7 protein-coding genes, 2 tRNA genes, 2 rRNA genes and 4 pseudogenes are annotated in these 16900 nt (G+C 48.9%); 5 read left to right on the top strand and 10 right to left on the bottom strand.

The features are described from left to right. Positions 1 to 54 precede the first annotated feature (54 nt). The 5 genes from CGZ65_RS00215 to CGZ65_RS00195 all read right to left on the bottom strand — a co-directional run bounded on the left by CGZ65_RS00215 (position 55) and on the right by CGZ65_RS00195 (position 6713). Positions 55 to 2945: ribosomal RNA gene (locus tag CGZ65_RS00215) — 23S ribosomal RNA — on the bottom strand. Between the two features lie 425 nt (positions 2946 to 3370). After that, a tRNA-Ala gene (locus tag CGZ65_RS00210) sits at positions 3371 to 3446 on the bottom strand. 11 nt (positions 3447 to 3457) lie between these two features. Then, a tRNA-Ile gene (locus CGZ65_RS00205) sits at positions 3458 to 3534 on the bottom strand. Positions 3535 to 3663: 129 nt separating this feature from the next. Beyond that, positions 3664 to 5203, bottom strand: a 16S ribosomal RNA gene (locus tag CGZ65_RS00200). The 16S and 23S rRNA genes sit together here with 2 tRNA genes alongside, the layout of an rRNA operon. A gap of 703 nt (positions 5204 to 5906) precedes the next feature. Continuing rightward, the gene (locus CGZ65_RS00195) at positions 5907 to 6713 is read right to left on the bottom strand and encodes a cytochrome C assembly family protein (protein WP_096294393.1); all 807 of its coding nucleotides are present in this window, start codon (positions 6711 to 6713) and stop codon (positions 5907 to 5909) included. 118 nt (positions 6714 to 6831) lie between these two features. On the opposite strand from CGZ65_RS00195, the pseudogene ffh reads away from it, so the two are divergent. Beyond that, positions 6832 to 8201 (top strand): annotated as a pseudogene (ffh, locus tag CGZ65_RS00190) (signal recognition particle protein). Positions 8202 to 8285: 84 nt separating this feature from the next. Here the strand turns inward: ffh and CGZ65_RS00185 are convergent. Both CGZ65_RS00185 and CGZ65_RS00180 read right to left on the bottom strand, forming a co-directional pair. Next, a pseudogene (locus CGZ65_RS00185) lies at positions 8286 to 8891 on the bottom strand (nitroreductase family protein). A gap of 30 nt (positions 8892 to 8921) precedes the next feature. Then, positions 8922 to 9305 (bottom strand): annotated as a pseudogene (locus CGZ65_RS00180) (DoxX family protein); the annotation flags it as partial. A 104-nt stretch (positions 9306 to 9409) separates the two neighbouring features. Between CGZ65_RS00180 and CGZ65_RS00175 the strand changes: the two are divergent. After that, positions 9410 to 10306: a LysR family transcriptional regulator gene (locus CGZ65_RS00175; RefSeq protein WP_096294392.1), complete on the top strand. Its 897-nt coding sequence runs from the start codon at positions 9410 to 9412 to the stop codon at positions 10304 to 10306. 68 nt (positions 10307 to 10374) lie between these two features. On the opposite strand, the gene CGZ65_RS00170 is transcribed toward CGZ65_RS00175, so the two are convergent. Both CGZ65_RS00170 and pdxA read right to left on the bottom strand, forming a co-directional pair. After that, complete coding sequence (locus tag CGZ65_RS00170) at positions 10375 to 11370, bottom strand: S49 family peptidase (protein ID WP_096294391.1); 996 nt, start codon at positions 11368 to 11370, stop codon at positions 10375 to 10377. A 68-nt stretch (positions 11371 to 11438) separates the two neighbouring features. Next, on the bottom strand, positions 11439 to 12443 hold the full coding sequence (gene pdxA, locus CGZ65_RS00165; RefSeq protein ID WP_096294390.1) for a 4-hydroxythreonine-4-phosphate dehydrogenase PdxA: 1005 nt from the start codon (positions 12441 to 12443) through the stop codon (positions 11439 to 11441). A gap of 251 nt (positions 12444 to 12694) precedes the next feature. Between pdxA and zupT the strand changes: the two are divergent. Together zupT and CGZ65_RS00155 are read left to right on the top strand one after the other, a co-directional pair. Beyond that, positions 12695 to 13503: pseudogene (zupT, locus tag CGZ65_RS00160) on the top strand (zinc transporter ZupT). 231 nt (positions 13504 to 13734) lie between these two features. Continuing rightward, a complete protein-coding gene (locus tag CGZ65_RS00155; RefSeq protein ID WP_096294389.1) occupies positions 13735 to 15084 on the top strand; it encodes an MFS transporter in 1350 nt (449 codons plus the stop codon). A gap of 59 nt (positions 15085 to 15143) precedes the next feature. Here CGZ65_RS00155 and CGZ65_RS00150 read toward each other — a convergent pair whose 3' ends face one another. Beyond that, complete coding sequence (locus CGZ65_RS00150) at positions 15144 to 15302, bottom strand: hypothetical protein (protein ID WP_232507462.1); 159 nt, start codon at positions 15300 to 15302, stop codon at positions 15144 to 15146. 436 nt (positions 15303 to 15738) lie between these two features. Here CGZ65_RS00150 and CGZ65_RS00145 point away from each other — a divergent pair, with 436 nt between their 5' ends. Then, a complete protein-coding gene (locus CGZ65_RS00145) occupies positions 15739 to 16752 on the top strand; it encodes a HupA family protein (RefSeq protein ID WP_157742670.1) in 1014 nt (337 codons plus the stop codon). The last annotated feature ends 148 nt before the right edge of the window (positions 16753 to 16900 follow it).

The raw sequence follows: 16900 nt of genomic DNA, 5'->3' as shown, positions 1-16900 counted from the left end.
TGGTGATGACTGAATCATCAGTAAGCTTTTATCATTTGAAATCCTTCAAATGATAGAGTCAAGCCTCACGAGCAATTAGTATCGGTTAGCTTCACGCATTACTGCGCTTCCACACCCGACCTATCAACGTCCTGGTCTCGAACGACTCTTTAGGAGGATTAAATCCTCAGGGAAGTCTCATCTTCAGGCGAGTTTCGCGCTTAGATGCTTTCAGCGCTTATCTCTTCCGAACTTAGCTACCCGGCTATGCCACTGGCGTGACAACCGGTACACCAGAGGTTCGTCCACTCCGGTCCTCTCGTACTAGGAGCAGCCCCCGTCAAACTTCCAACGCCCACTGCAGATAGGGACCAAACTGTCTCACGACGTTTTAAACCCAGCTCACGTACCACTTTAAATGGCGAACAGCCATACCCTTGGGACCGACTACAGCCCCAGGATGTGATGAGCCGACATCGAGGTGCCAAACTCCGCCGTCGATATGAACTCTTGGGCGGAATCAGCCTGTTATCCCCGGAGTACCTTTTATCCGTTGAGCGATGGCCCTTCCATACAGAACCACCGGATCACTATGTCCTGCTTTCGCACCTGCTCGACTTGTCGGTCTCGCAGTTAAGCTACCTTTTGCCATTGCACTATCAGTCCGATTTCCGACCGGACCTAGGTAACCTTCGAACTCCTCCGTTACTCTTTGGGAGGAGACCGCCCCAGTCAAACTGCCTACCATGCACGGTCCCCGACCCGGATTACGGGTCTGGGTTAGAACCTCAAAGTCACCAGGGTGGTATTTCAAGGACGGCTCCACAGAAACTGGCGTCTCTGCTTCTAAGCCTCCCACCTATCCTACACAAGTGACTTCAAAGTCCAATGCAAAGCTACAGTAAAGGTTCACGGGGTCTTTCCGTCTAGCAGCGGGTAGATTGCATCTTCACAACCACTTCAACTTCGCTGAGTCTCAGGAGGAGACAGTGTGGCCATCGTTACGCCATTCGTGCGGGTCGGAACTTACCCGACAAGGAATTTCGCTACCTTAGGACCGTTATAGTTACGGCCGCCGTTTACTGGGGCTTCGATCCGATGCTTGCACATCTTCAATTAACCTTCCAGCACCGGGCAGGCGTCACACCCTATACGTCCACTTTCGTGTTAGCAGAGTGCTGTGTTTTTAATAAACAGTCGCAGCCACCGATTCTCTGCGACCCTCCAATGCTTACACCGCAAGGGCTTAACATCGAAGGGCATACCTTCTCCCGAAGTTACGGTATCAATTTGCCGAGTTCCTTCTCCTGAGTTCTCTCAAGCGCCTTAGAATTCTCATCCTGCCCACCTGTGTCGGTTTGCGGTACGGTTCTGATTCAACTGAAGCTTAGTGGCTTTTCCTGGAAGCGTGGTATCGGTTACTTCAGCACCTTGGTGCCTCGTCATCACTTCTCGGTGTTAAGAAGACCCGGATTTGCCTAAGTCTTCCACCTACCGGCTTAAACAAACTATTCCAACAGTTTGCTAACCTAACCTTCTCCGTCCCCACATCGCATTGAATCAAAGTACAGGAATATTAACCTGTTTCCCATCGACTACGCATTTCTGCCTCGCCTTAGGAGCCGACTCACCCTACGCCGATGAACGTTGCGTAGGAAACCTTGGGCTTTCGGCGAGCGGGCTTTTCACCCGCTTTATCGCTACTCATGTCAACATTCGCACTTCTGATACCTCCAGCACACTTCTCAATGCACCTTCTTCGGCCTACAGAACGCTCCCCTACCATACGTGTAAACACGTATCCGCAGCTTCGGTTATAGATTTGAGCCCCGTTACATCTTCCGCGCAGGACGACTCGACCAGTGAGCTATTACGCTTTCTTTAAATGATGGCTGCTTCTAAGCCAACATCCTGGCTGTCTGGGCCTTCCCACTTCGTTTACCACTTAATCTATCATTTGGGACCTTAGCTGGCGGTCTGGGTTGTTTCCCTCTTGACAACGGACGTTAGCACCCGCTGTCTGTCTCCCGAGGAGCAACTTGATGGTATTCTTAGTTTGCCATGGGTTGGTAAGTTGCAATAACCCCCTAGCCATAACAGTGCTTTACCCCCATCAGTCTCATTCTCAAGGCACTACCTAAATAGTTTTCGGGGAGAACCAGCTATCTCCGAGTTTGTTTAGCCTTTCACCCCTATCCACAGCTCATCCCCGCATTTTGCAACATGCGTGGGTTCGGACCTCCAGTGCGTGTTACCGCACCTTCATCCTGGCCATGGATAGATCACTCGGTTTCGGGTCTACGCCCAGCAACTAGTCGCCCTATTAAGACTCGGTTTCCCTACGCCTCCCCTATCCGGTTAAGCTCGCTACTGAACGTAAGTCGTTGACCCATTATACAAAAGGTACGCAGTCACGGAACACGTCCGCTCCCACTGTTTGTATGCATCAGGTTTCAGGTTCTATTTCACTCCCCTCCCGGGGTTCTTTTCGCCTTTCCCTCACGGTACTGGTTCACTATCGGTCGATGATGAGTATTTAGCCTTGGAGGATGGTCCCCCATATTCAGACAGGATTTCTCGTGTCCCGCCCTACTTGTCGTACGCTTAGTACCATTGATCAGATTTCGAATACGGGACTATCACCCACTATGGTCAAGCTTCCCAGCTTGTTCTTCTATCTCAACAATTATCATGTACAGGCTCCTCCGCGTTCGCTCGCCACTACTTGCGGAATCTCGGTTGATTTCTTTTCCTCCGGGTACTTAGATGGTTCAGTTCTCCGGGTTCGCTTCTCTAAGCCTATGTATTCAGCTTAGGATACTGCACAGTATGCAGTGGGTTTCCCCATTCGGACATCGCGGGATCAAAGCTTTATTGCCAGCTCCCCCACGCTTTTCGCAGGCTTACACGTCCTTCGTCGCCTATCATCGCCAAGGCATCCACCTGATGCACTTATTCACTTGACTCTATCATTTCAAGAACCTCTTTGACTTAATCCGCACTACCGTTGACGAGTAGTGGAACTAGATGTTTTTACTTTGATAAAGCTTACTGCTTTGTTGTGTCTTAACCCTGCCTTTTGTGTTTCAGGGCTAAGTCGATACAATCATCACCCAAATCCTGTGATTTACTTCTTTGTCACAACCAGCTATTTGCAAATAGCTAACTGTCAAAGTAAATCAACTTTGTCTTTGTTTGTTGATTTCGGCTTTCCAATTTGTTAAAGATCGATGCTTTCCAATATTGCTATTGTCTTCGCAAATCAAAATGAGCTGGCCATTATATCAGCCTTCTTTTTGCAGTCAAGCTTCTTCAGTCGTTAAACAAAAAATCAGCGCTACGCGCTTTTTTATATTAACTTCTGCCAACTGACTTTGATTTGCAAAGTTTTTGGTGGAGGCAAACGGGATCGAACCGATGACCCCCTGCTTGCAAAGCAGGTGCTCTACCAACTGAGCTATGCCCCCAGTATGAGTTGTGGTGGGTCTGGGAGGACTTGAACCTCCGACCCCACGCTTATCAAGCGTGTGCTCTAACCAGCTGAGCTACAAACCCAAGGTCGTTATTTTGAAATCGGTTTAAGTTCAGCTTTTAAACTGTTCTTTTTTTGATTTCTCAATATCTTTTGCATCTTCTACAGTTTACCGATAAGTGTGAATGCGAAAAACCTCTTCTTTTCTCTAGAAAGGAGGTGATCCAGCCGCAGGTTCCCCTACGGCTACCTTGTTACGACTTCACCCCAGTCATGAAGCATACCGTGGTAAACGGGCTCCTTACGGTTACCCTATCTACTTCTGGTATCCCCCACTCCCATGGTGTGACGGGCGGTGTGTACAAGACCCGGGAACGTATTCACCGCAGTATGCTGACCTGCGATTACTAGCGATTCCGACTTCATGCACTCGAGTTGCAGAGTGCAATCCGGACTACGATCGGTTTTGTGAGATTGGCTCCACCTCGCGGCTTGGCTACCCTCTGTACCGACCATTGTATGACGTGTGAAGCCCTGGTCATAAGGGCCATGAGGACTTGACGTCATCCCCACCTTCCTCCGGCTTGTCACCGGCAGTCTCATTAGAGTGCCCAACCAAATGATGGCAACTAATGACAAGGGTTGCGCTCGTTGCGGGACTTAACCCAACATCTCACGACACGAGCTGACGACAGCCATGCAGCACCTGTGTTACGGCTCCCGAAGGCACTCCTCCGTCTCTGGAGGATTCCGTACATGTCAAGACCAGGTAAGGTTCTTCGCGTTGCATCGAATTAATCCACATCATCCACCGCTTGTGCGGGTCCCCGTCAATTCCTTTGAGTTTTAATCTTGCGACCGTACTCCCCAGGCGGTCAATTTCACGCGTTAGCTACGCTACTAAGCAATCAAGTTGCCCAACAGCTAATTGACATCGTTTAGGGCGTGGACTACCAGGGTATCTAATCCTGTTTGCTACCCACGCTTTCGAGCATGAACGTCAGTGTTATCCCAGGGGGCTGCCTTCGCCATCGGTATTCCTCCACATCTCTACGCATTTCACTGCTACACGTGGAATTCTACCCCCTCTGACACACTCTAGCCAGCCAGTTCAAAACGCAGTTCCCAGGTTGAGCCCGGGGATTTCACATCTTGCTTAACTAACCGTCTGCGCTCGCTTTACGCCCAGTAATTCCGATTAACGCTCGCACCCTACGTATTACCGCGGCTGCTGGCACGTAGTTAGCCGGTGCTTATTCTTCAGGTACCGTCATCAGCAGCTGATATTAGCAACTGCCTTTTCTTCCCTGACAAAAGTCCTTTACAACCCGAAGGCCTTCTTCAGACACGCGGCATGGCTGGATCAGGCTTGCGCCCATTGTCCAAAATTCCCCACTGCTGCCTCCCGTAGGAGTCTGGGCCGTGTCTCAGTCCCAGTGTGGCGGATCATCCTCTCAGACCCGCTACTGATCGTCGCCTTGGTAGGCCTTTACCCCACCAACCAGCTAATCAGATATCGGCCGCTCAAATAGCGCCAGGCCCGAAGGTCCCCGGCTTTCCTCCTTAGAGAATATGCGGTATTAGCTAATCTTTCGATTAGTTATCCCCCACTACTCGGTACGTTCCGATATATTACTCACCCGTTCGCCACTCGCCACCCAAGAAGCAAGCTTCTCTGTGCTGCCGTCCGACTTGCATGTGTAAAGCATGCCGCCAGCGTTCAATCTGAGCCAGGATCAAACTCTTATGTTTAATCTCTAACTTTATAACTTCTGGTCTGCTTCAAAGAAACCGACAAAGAATAGAAAATCTACATCTTGTCTGTTTTTGTCGCAGTGTGAGGCTTGCCGCACTCACACTTATCGGTAATCTGTTTGTTAAAGAGCAAGAACCGAATTATTACACCACTAAAACCACTCGTCAACTCTTTTTTCAAAATCCATCGAAAAATCAAATCAACCGTGCTATAATTATCAGTTCGTTTCGCCACCGCGTCAGCAGCGAAGACCGAACTATACCCCCTCCACCGAACCCGTCAACCCAAATCCAACACCATCCCCTGACAAAATCATCAACCCGCTGTTTTACAATCAGATTTAATCCTTACTAAATTACAAAAATCTCAAAACCCCATACCAAACAGCAGCCACTCAATCAACATAGGCCGTCTGAAATCAAATTTTTCAGACGGCCTATGTCTCTATAACCTTCAACATAACCTACAACCAAAATGTATTTCTATTTAATACTTTAGTGGTAGAAAATCATTCAAAATAATACTTGCGCATTTGTTAACTATCTATTACATTTAAGTCATGGTCGTGATGAATTCATTTTCAGCCGACTTAGAAAAAGCCAAGATAGCAAAGGTTATAAAATAATAGAAGAGACTGGTAATACCAAAGCAATATCCCAATAAAAGAGCTGCTTCCATAGCAGCTCTTTTCCATTTTGCTTATTGCGGCAAGATAATTTCTAAGACAAACTTACTGCCGACATAAGCCAGTACCAAACTGCTAAAACCGATAATCGTCCAAATCGCAGCTTTCTTCCCACGCCATGCCATCATACTGTGTTTGAGCAATAAACCACCGTAAATCAGCCAAGATAAAATACCGAATACAGTTTTATGGGTAAAGGTTACCGGCTTGCCAAATACACTTTCAGCGAAGAAAGTTCCGCTGACTACAGAATAAGTCAGCAAAACAAAGCCAACCAACATACCGCGGAACATTAATTTTTCTAAGCTCAACAGGGGCGGCAAAAATGTTACCAATGAAGACATTTTGCGTTTATGCAGGCTTCGGTTCAGAAGCAAAATCAATACGGCAAACAATGTGACAATTCCAAATAAGCCGTATGCCAATAATGATGTACCCACATGCAGCATAAATGGTATATCGCTGATTTCATAGCCGATGAATTTCCCTGGGAAAATCATACCTAATAATAAAGACAGCACGGCACACGGATATAACAGTAATTGCAATCCGCGCAAACAATAAAAGAAGCTGCCCAAACAATACATCATCAGCATCAGCCAGACAATCAGGCTGATGGAATAGCCGAAACCTGTAATCAACACCTGATCTTTCAATACCGGCATCAATAAGGTCGCGCCATGTACCAGCAACGCCACGCCCAGTACCATTAATTCGGCATGGATGGGATACGCTTGATTATTGTGTTTTTTATGGCGCATCCACACAAAGCCCGATAAGCCGGCATACACCAGCATCAGACAAATCAAAATTATCGGCATAACAAACTTTCTCTGTACGCATATTCATAACTGCGTGCGATAGTGTAAAATAAAACCGATTTTATTTTATCAAATAATGCTCTCTTGTGGGCAGCTATTCTCATTATCAAGGATAAGCATGTTAGACAACTTAACCAGCCGCTTCAGCAGCGTTTTGAAAAACATCCGCGGCCATGCAAAATTAACAGAAGACAATATTAAAGAAGCTTTGCGTGAAGTCCGTCTGGCTTTATTGGAAGCCGACGTTGCCTTACCGGTCGTCAAGGAATTCATCAACAACGTCAAAGAAAAAGCACTCGGCCAAGAAGTAGCCGGCAGCTTGACACCCGACCAAGCCTTTATCGGCGTGGTAAACGATGCCCTGATCGAATTGATGGGCAAAGAAAACACGTCACTGGATTTATCTGTTACCCCGCCTGCCATAGTGTTAATGGCCGGTTTGCAGGGCGCAGGTAAAACCACAACTGTCGGCAAATTGGCACGCTTACTGAAAACCGAGCAGAAGAAAAAAATTCTGGTGGTGTCTACCGACGTTTACCGCCCTGCTGCGATTGAGCAATTGCGCCTATTGGCCGAACAAGTCGGTGTGGATTTTTTCCCTTCCGACATCAGTCAAAAGCCGGTCGATATCGCCCGCGCCGCGGTGGATTATGCCAAAAGCATTTCTATGATGTACTGATGGTCGATACCGCCGGCCGCCTGGCCATCGATGAAGAGATGATGAACGAAATCAAAGCGCTTCATGCAGCCGTCAATCCGGTGGAAACGCTGTTTGTCATCGACTCCATGCTGGGCCAAGATGCGGTGAACACCGCTCAAGCCTTCAACGAAGCCTTACCGCTTACCGGTGTCATTCTGACCAAAATGGACGGCGATGCACGCGGCGGTGCGGCTTTGTCTGTGCGCCATGTGACCGGAAAACCGATTAAATTCATCGGTATCGGCGAAAAAGTCACCGGCTTGGAACCGTTCCACCCAGACCGCATCGCCAGCCGCATTTTGGGGATGGGCGATGTATTGAGCCTGATTGAAGACGTTCAGCGCGGCATCGATGAAGAAGCTGCCGCCAAGATGGCGAAGAAAATCCAAAAAGGCAAAAGCTTCGATCTGAATGACTTTAAAGAACAAATCCAACAGATGCGCAATATGGGCGGTTTGGAAAACCTGATGTCGAAAATGCCTGGCGAACTCGGCCAGATTTCCAAGCAAATCCCCGAAGGCACCGCCGAAAAGGCCATGGGCAAAGTTGAAGCTATTATCAATTCAATGACCCCGAAAGAACGTGCCAATCCTGCTTTAATCAAAGCCAGCCGCAAACGCCGCATCGCCGCCGGCGCCGGTACCAACGTGCAGGAAGTAAACAAAATGCTGAAGCAATTCGAGCAGTCTCAACAAATGATGAAAATGTTCAGCGGCAACGGCATGTCGAAGCTGATGAAAATGGCTAAAGGCATGAAGGGCATGAAAGGGATGTTCCCGGGCTTGTAATGTTGTTTGCTTGAAAAATACAAAGATAAAGGCCGTCTGAAAAGTTTCAGACGGCCTATTGGCGTGATTCTGTTCAATCAAAAATCACGCACCAAATACCTTCAAACGTTCTGCCAATGGTGCAAATTCTTTTTCACCCGCCGGCACTTCAATACCGCCGATAACCATTTGTGCGCGCAGCTGCCAGCTTTCCGGCAAGTCATATTCTTTAGCAATCGCAGCATCCGGCAGCGGATTGTAGTGTTGCAGGTTGGCACCGACACCGGCCGCAGCTAGAGTCGCCCAAACCGCATACTAGTGAATGGCGTTGGTGTGTTCGGCCCAAATCGGGAAGTTTTCCGCGTAAGACGGGAACTGCTCTTGCAAACCTTTCACCACGGTTTGGTCTTCAAAGAACAAAACAGTCGCGGCTCCGGCTTTGAAACCGCTCAATTTTTGCTCAGTCGGTGCAAATTTTTCGGCCGGAATGATTTGGCGCAAGGCATCTTCTATAAAGCCCCGTACTTTTTCGTGTTCCACGCCAAACAGCACCACCACACGTGTTGATTGCGAATTAAACGAAGATGGCGTGTGTAACACGGCATGCTCGATGATTTGTTTGATTTCGTCGTTGCTGATCGGCAGGTTTTTGTTCAGTCCGTAAATAGAACGACGGGTTTCTGCTGCTTGCTGTAAATCTTGATAAGCCATTTTCATTCCTTTTATATCAATGAGATTTTTAAACTGATTATCCACCGCCCACGCGCCGCCGCCTGCTGCGGCAATATAAATGAAGATAAAGCTGAACAAAGCGGCTGCTTCGCCACCGTTCAACAAAGGCAGTAAAACGTTGGGTTCGGCGTGCGCCATAAAATAGGCCACCGCCATCTGCCCCGACAGGATAAACGCTACAGGGCGGGTAAACAAGCCCAGCAGCAGTAAAATCCCGCCAACAAATTCCAAAATGCCGGCCAAGCCGTAAATCGAAAAAATCTGCAAACCGTCAAACCTTTCAATATAAGGCAGGGCAAACAACTTGGCCGTACCGTGAAGCATAAACATATACGCTGTGGCAATACGCAGAATCGACAAGAGCATGGGTTGGAAACGAGTTAAGAAATTCATTATTTTGCTTTCTAGTGGTTTAATCTCAATAAACGCAGTATAGATAATTCCTTTTGGTTAATATATACTATTTTCATTGATACACCATTTCCGGATAAGAAAATATGGATACCTTATTCAGTCTTAAGGTCTTTCGCCATGTGGTGCAGAACGGCAGCTTTACCCGCGCCGCCGAACAGCTCAATATTTCCACCGCCATGGCCAGCAAACACGTCAGCCATTTGGAAAACACCATTCAAGCCAAGCTGTTACACCGCAACAGCCGCAACCTGCACTTAACCGAGGCGGGCGAAGAATACTACCACCAATGCAGCTACGCACTCGACACTCTCGACACCGCCGCGCAAAAAGCCGCCGGCGGCACCGACAAACCGCAAGGCATGCTGCGCGTAACCATGCCGCTTTGGTTTGCCAACGGCCTGTTCAGCAGCTGGTTGGTGGAATACCGCGAACGCTATCCTGAGGTCACGCTGGATTTGGTGCTCGACAACCGCCACGTCGATTTGATTGCCGAAGGTTTCGATTTGGCCTTGCGCGTGTCCAAAACGCCCAACCCTTCACTGATTGTGAAACCCTTGGCGGTGATTCAGTTTGTTTTGGTGGCTTCACCCGAATACATCCGACAACACGGCAAGCCGACCACGCTTGAAGAAGTGGGAAAACACCAAGCGATTCTGCCGTCCTACACCAACCAGCGCAATGTCGAAATAACCCACACCGCCAGCGGAGAAAAAGCCACACTGAGCTTGAAACCGGTGATGCTTACCGACAATACGCTGATGGTTCGCGAACTGGTCAAAACCGGTGGCGGCATCGGCTATCAGCCGCTGTTGGTGGTGCAAAAAGATTTAGAAGACGGTTCGCTCGTGCGCCTGCTGCCCGAATACACCATGATTAACGAACAACTCAATGCCGCTTATGTCGACCGCGCCTTTTTGAGTGCGAAGGTGCGCAGCTTTATTGGTTTTATCAACGAAAAAATTCAGCAGGTGAATTGTTAGATCACATGCCAAAAGGCCGTCTGAACACCAAGCCTGATGTTCAGACGGCCTGAATAAATCAACCTCGCTCAACGCAGTATATCTGCCAAAGTTTCTTCCACTTTCGCTTTCACTTCCGCACCAAAACGGCGGCTCAGCAACTTGGTTAAATCGTCTTCCGGCGTGTAATTCACCAATTCCGGCGCTTTCACCACATCGCGCGCCACACTGTAAATGCTGCCAAAATCATCAATCAGCCCGACATTTTTCGCTTCCAAGCCGGTATAAACACGGCCGCTGAAAATATCAGGATTTTCTTTCAAACGGTTGCCTCGGCCTTCGCGCACAGCCTTAATGAATTCGCCGTGAATTTGATCCAGCATTTGCTGCCAAATTCTCGCCTGCTCGGGCGATTCCGGGATAAACGGGTCGCCCATGCCTTTATTGCTGCCTGATGTTTTCAAACGGCGTTTGATGCCAAGTTTATCCATCATTTCCGAAGCGTCAAAACCGCCGCTAATCACACCAATGCTGCCGACTACGCTGGACGGGTCTGCATAGATCTTATCGGCGGCCGCGGCAATGTAATAGCAACCTGAAGCACAAGTATCTTCCGCCACCACATATACCGGCACATTTTTATGCAAGGCTTTCAGACGGCGTATTTCGTTAAACGCAATATTCGACACCACCGGCGAGCCGCCCGGGCTGTTGGCACGAATCACAATCGCTTTGGCATTGCCGTTTTTATACGCTGCTTCCATGCTCTCGCGCAACATCTGCACTTGATCGCCGTACCCCCCGCCGATGGTGCCGTTTAAGTTAATCACGGCAGTATGGGCTTTGTTGGTGCCGATTGCAATCGGACTGTTTTTCTTACCGCCTTGGCTCATGCTGAAGATAAACGACAGAAACAACAGCAAGCCGATCACACGCCAAAAGTTTTTCCAAAAGCGGGCGCGTCGGCGGTCTTGATAGGCTTCAAAAAGCACTTCGCGCAAGGTATGGCGCTCCCAGCTTTCAGACGGCATCTGATCCGGATGTTCTTGAACTTGGTCGCCTTGACGGCGGATTCGGTATTGCATGATGACTCTCTGTGATTAAAAGCAATGGTGTGATTGTATAACAAATAGCCGTCTGAAACATGCGATTTTCAGACGGCCTGAACCTGCCCGTTGCGCGCCATTGCCAATGCGGTTGCCACCGCCATCATCAGGCTGCCCGAATCGGCTTTACCGCTGCCCGCCAAATCCAACGCTGTGCCGTGGTCCACCGATGTGCGGATAAACGGCAAACCCAAAGTCACGTTTACGCCCTGCCCGAAGCCCGCGTATTTCAAGGTCGGCAAGCCTTGGTCGTGATACATCGCCAATACCGCGTCGGCATCTTTGAGCATAAACGGCTGGAACACGGTATCGGCCGGATAAGGCCCGCGCACATCGATGCCCTGTGCTTGCAAATTGTTCAGCGCGGGTATAATCACCTCGATTTCTTCCCAACCCAAATGACCGCCCTCGCCCGCATGCGGATTCAAGCCCGTCACCAAAATACGCGGCCAGGCAATGCCGAATTTATCGCGCAAATCGGCGTGCAGAATCTGCGCCACCGATTCCACCAACGGCTGCGTGATCGCTGCGGCCACGTCTTTCAACGGCAGATGCGTGGTAGCCAAAGCCACGCGCAAGCCGCCGCCGGCAAGCATCATCACCACTTGCTCGGTATGGCTTTTTTCGGCCAAATATTCGGTGTGGCCGCTGAAAAAATGCCCACTGGCATGGCCGTCGTTAATCACGCCTTTGTGCAACGGCGCGGTTACCATACCGGCAAACAGGCCGTCTGAAATACCTTGGTAAGCCGTATCCAATAATTGCAATACATACGCCGCATTATCCGGATTCAGACGGCCTGCTTCGCATGGTTGATTCAGCGGCACATGCCACACTTCCAATACGCCGCTTTGTTTTTCAGACGGCCTTTGCGCATCAAAATCAACCAATTGCACGGTTTTGTCCAGCATATCGGCACGCTGTTGCAATAAAGTCTTGTCACCCAACACCACCGGACGGCAAGGCAAATCGGCAAAAGCCACATCCAAACAAATATCGGGGCCGATACCGGCAGGTTCGCCGCTGGTAACGGCTAAAATCGGTTGGCTCATGGCAGCTCCTTTATATTGAAATCGGCATCAGTTTCCCCCAGTCGCCGCGTTTTTTCAAGCCTTGCACCGAATTTTTACGGCTAAACCGCGTTACCTGCATCAGGGCTTATTGTTCAATTATTTTATCGCCGCTCCACACAGCAAAATTAATGCGCCGCTCCACACTCGCTCACTCAAAAAATATTAATGATAACTATTATTTTTTATAATAATCTGTTTGCGTTTTAATAAATAACGTCATCACACACATCATGTTAGAAATCAGCTCATCTAATCTTTGGACGGCCTTCGGCATCACGCTGGCCGCGGGCTTGTTTACCGTATTGGGCAGCGGCTTGGTATGTTTTCCAAAACACCCAATCCTCGCGCCTTATCGTTTGGTTTGGCCTTTGCAGGTGGCGCGATGGTTTATGTGCCGCTCACCGAAATTTTCGACAAATCCAGAGAAGCTTTCGCTCAAGCCCACGGCGAATCGCATGGCTTTGCTGCCGCCACGATTGCTTTTTTAATCGGCATGGCCGCCATTGCACTGATTGACCGCCTTGTGCCCAACCCGCACGAAACTTTAGATGCCAACGATCCTGCGTTCCAAGAAAGCCGCCGTCAACACGTCGCCCGCATCGGTATGATGGCGGCGTTTGCCATCACCGCGCACAATTTCCCCGAAGGCTTGGCCACTTTTTTCGCCACACTCGAAAGCCCGACACTCGGCATGCCACTGGCTTTTGCCATTGCCATACACAACATTCCCGAAGGTATTTCGATTGCTGCGCCGGTTTACTTCGCCACGCGCAACCGCAAACTTACCGTCTTAGCCTGCCTTGCGTCCGGTTTGGCCGAACCTTTGGGCGCAATTTTGGGCTACACCCTGCTCAAACCGTTTCTCTCTCCGGCCATTTTCGGCAGCGTATTCGGCATCATCGCCGGCGTGATGGTGTTTCTTGCCTTAGACGAATTATTGCCCGCCGCCAAACGCTATTCAGACGGCCACGAAACCGTGTACGGCCTGACTTCCGGCATGGCCGTGATTGCCTTGAGCTTGGTATTGTTTCATTTTTGAATGATTTGAAAATTTATGAATAAAGGCCTCAGGCCGTCTGAAACAGGAATAAGTTTCAGACGGCCCTTTTAATTGTCATAAGTCAAGTTTGATAGGTAATTGAGTAGGCGGCTACTTAGCATTACATTACAATTGTCACAATTTTGTAATATTTATCTTTCCTTCTAGCAATCAATCTGCAGGCTTTGCGCAGCTTGATTTATTTTTCCCATGTAAATCTAAGGATGTTTTATGTTGTCATTCTTGAAGTCCAAACCGGGCACGCCTGTACCCGAAGCGGAAATACTCGACCGATACAACCGCTTGCGTTGGCAGGCTTTATTCGGCATTTTCATCGGCTATGCCGCCTACTATATCCTGCGCAACAACTTCCTGCTCTCATCGCCTGAATTAATCAGCGAGTTCGGATTTACCAAAAAAGACATCGGCTTTATTTCCGGCACCATGTTGGTGGTGTACGGCATCAGTAAAGGTGTGATGTCGGCGCTGGCAGACAAATCCAATCCGAAACACTTTATGATCTTCGGTTTGGTGATGTCGGGCGTGGTCAACCTAATGATGGGTTTTTCCGCTTCATTTTGGATTTTCCTGTTTCTGTGTATCCTCAACGGCATTTTCCAAGGCATGGGCGCAGGCCCGGCTTATGTGGTATTGGCCAGCTGGTTCCCACGTAAATCACGCGGCGTGACCACCGCCTTTTTCAATATTTCCCACAACGTCGGCGGCGGCTTGGTAGCACCGATTGCCGGTGGCGCCATCGCTTGGCTCGGTACGGAACATTGGCAGGCCGCGCACTTTATCGTGCCGACCGCCATTGCAGCCGTAGTAGCTTTGATTTTCTACATTTTCGGTAAAGGCCGTACCTACAACGAAGGTTTGCCGCCGATGAACCAAATTCTGAACAATGCCGACGAAGAATTGGTGGTGACTAAAACCGAAGACGTCAACTTAACCACTTGGCAGATTTTCAAAGAATACATCTTAAAAGACATCAATGTTTGGTTCGTTTCCTTTATCGACGTCTTCACCTACATGATCCGCTTCGGCGTATTGACTTGGCTGCCGCTGTATCTCTTGGAAACCAAAGGCTTCAGTAAAGGCCAAATGGCTACCGCGTTTGCCATTTTCGAATGGGCAGCGATTCCGTCAACCCTGCTGGCCGGTTATGTGACCGACAAATACTTCAAAGGCAAACGCATGCCGTTGGCTATCGTCACCTTGCTTGGTGTGGGCGCCGCCATCTTCGCCTACTGGGGTGGACAAGACTTGTCCACCGTCACCATCGGCGCGGGCATTGTCGGCTGCTTGATTTACGTGCCGATGTTCTTATCGTCATTGCAAACCATCGAATTGGTGCCGTCATTCGCTGCTGGTTCCGCCACCGGCTTGCGCGGCCTGTTGAGCTATGTGTTGGGCAGCTTCTCCGGTACCGCCCTGTTCGGTATTTTGGCTGAACGCTACGGCTGGGACGCTGGCTTCTACCTGCTACTGTTCGCCGTAGTGGCTTGTATTTTCTGCTGCTACATGACCCACCGCGGCGTGATGAAGTTGGAACAGAAAAAATTGAATGTTTCGCAATAAAATAGGATCGAACTGAAAATGCCGCCTGAAAACATATTGTCTTCAGACGGCATTTTACTTTATCTGCCAAACAAATTTGCAATCATCTCAATCATCTCAATCTGCTCATCACTCACCTGCGTTTCATCCAAGCACGCAGCTACCGCCCATTCGCCACTTAAGCCGTGCTCTGCGGAAATATCCGCCCACTTTTCCTGCTTGGGCTTCATCGGTGGCATTTTTTTTTTGGAAACGGTTCAGTTTTGATGATGGTTTTCGGTGGGTGGTTGCATAATCTTTGATCTTTAATCAGCGTTATAATCGGATTATACGTTATTTATATGTGCCGTCTGAAAAATCAATTAGGCATATAAATACTTTATTGAAATTTAGTTGAATAGCTCTAATACTCTAAAAGCAACACTTTCTCTTGTTATCGTTTCAAAATCGATAACAGCATTTGGTTCGGCTATTATGCGAGTCGTATAATAGATTAAATCTTGAAAACTTATAAATAGGCTAAGCCTTATTTAACCTATCTTAATCAGCAAGCAAAGAACAAATAAAAGCGATAGCGGCCACCAAGCCGCATAATTTTGATTTTAACTATTAAGGTAAGGGAAACGACATGATGCAACGTGAAAAAATCTTCTGAACATCTTTCCGCTCACTATATTGAGCATTTGTCTATTGGCTGCCTGCGGCGGTGGCGGCGGTAAATCGCCGAGTGCTGCGCCGACACCGTCTGCCCAATCTCCGGAGAAAATTGGGCAGACGGCCAAATCTGAAACACCGAATCATGAACCGGCCGATAAGCCGAGCGTTCCTGCTTCACCTAATACCGATGCCGATCAGCCGGGCCATCCAGTTCAACCACCTGTAAAAATGCAGCCGGAAGAACCGAAAACCGGCATCAAACCATCTCACTCCGTTCAGCCCAAAGTTGAGGCAAATACACCACAGTCTGATCAGCCCAAAGAGGAAGCTCCCAAAACTGCCGTTGAAAGTGACCAAGATGTATTCAGCCGGTTAAGTTTAGAAAACCGTCACGGTCTGCTGCTGGACGATACGCTGAAAATGGTGTTTAACGGCCAAGGTAAAACGGTAGAAATCGAGCTGGTTCAGCCACAAGACCAATTCATCCAAAAGGACATCCGCACGCTGCGTGACAGCAACGGCAAAATTACCGGCTACTACGGCTTCGCCGCCGTCAACCGCCCAAAAATGAATGATTACGGCGAATATGAAGGCACGGAAATTGTTTACCACTACCTGCAAAGCGCAGATGGAAGCCAAATGCGCCGCCCGGTAAGCGACAATGAAATCAGCTATCGCGGTAATATGTATTATCACTATACTGACAGCCCAACTGATTTCCTGAACGCTGATGTGACTGCAAAATACTACGGCGGCAGCAAAACCTTGTCGATGATGATTCATGACAATAAGGGCGGCCTTTGGGAATTACATCAAGACCGTTCACCCAAAAGCCCGTTGCGTGTCTCAGTAGGAGAACGCGGCGATATCGGCGGTCATTTGTTTTTTCACGACAACAGCGGCAACCGGCCTGTCTTAAACGGGACATTCAGCGGTGGCTTTTATGGTGCAAACGGCAGCGTACTTACCGGTAAAGCGAACCACGACGGTAAAAATGCTTGGCAAGGTGTGATTGGTGCAGTGGCGCAATAGTTTTGATTGGAGGCTTAATTTTATAGTCGGAGAAGTAAACAAATCATACAAAGCTGCGAACCTAAGACCGTACATAATCGTATGAAAAGGCACGACCCTAGGCATTTTTCAATTCTCCGACTATATAGTACAAGGCCGTCTGAAAGGA

The organism is Neisseria weixii (assembly GCF_002327085.1).
Classification (GTDB): domain Bacteria; phylum Pseudomonadota; class Gammaproteobacteria; order Burkholderiales; family Neisseriaceae; genus Neisseria; species Neisseria weixii.
This window is presented reverse-complemented; position numbering and strand designations above follow the sequence as displayed.

What these genes read in the sequence shown, in the direction of transcription:
- CGZ65_RS00170 (WP_096294391.1), bottom strand. Translation starts at nt 11,370, where the DNA reads ATGCAATACCGAATCCGCCGTCAAGGCGACCAAGTTCAAGAACATCCG.
- CGZ65_RS00175 (WP_096294392.1), top strand. Translation starts at nt 9,410, where the DNA reads ATGGATACCTTATTCAGTCTTAAGGTCTTTCGCCATGTGGTGCAGAAC.
- pdxA (WP_096294390.1), bottom strand. Translation starts at nt 12,443, where the DNA reads ATGAGCCAACCGATTTTAGCCGTTACCAGCGGCGAACCTGCCGGTATC.
- CGZ65_RS00195 (WP_096294393.1), bottom strand. Translation starts at nt 6,713, where the DNA reads ATGCCGATAATTTTGATTTGTCTGATGCTGGTGTATGCCGGCTTATCG.
- CGZ65_RS00155 (WP_096294389.1), top strand. Translation starts at nt 13,735, where the DNA reads ATGTTGTCATTCTTGAAGTCCAAACCGGGCACGCCTGTACCCGAAGCG.
- CGZ65_RS00150 (WP_232507462.1), bottom strand. Translation starts at nt 15,302, where the DNA reads ATGCCACCGATGAAGCCCAAGCAGGAAAAGTGGGCGGATATTTCCGCA.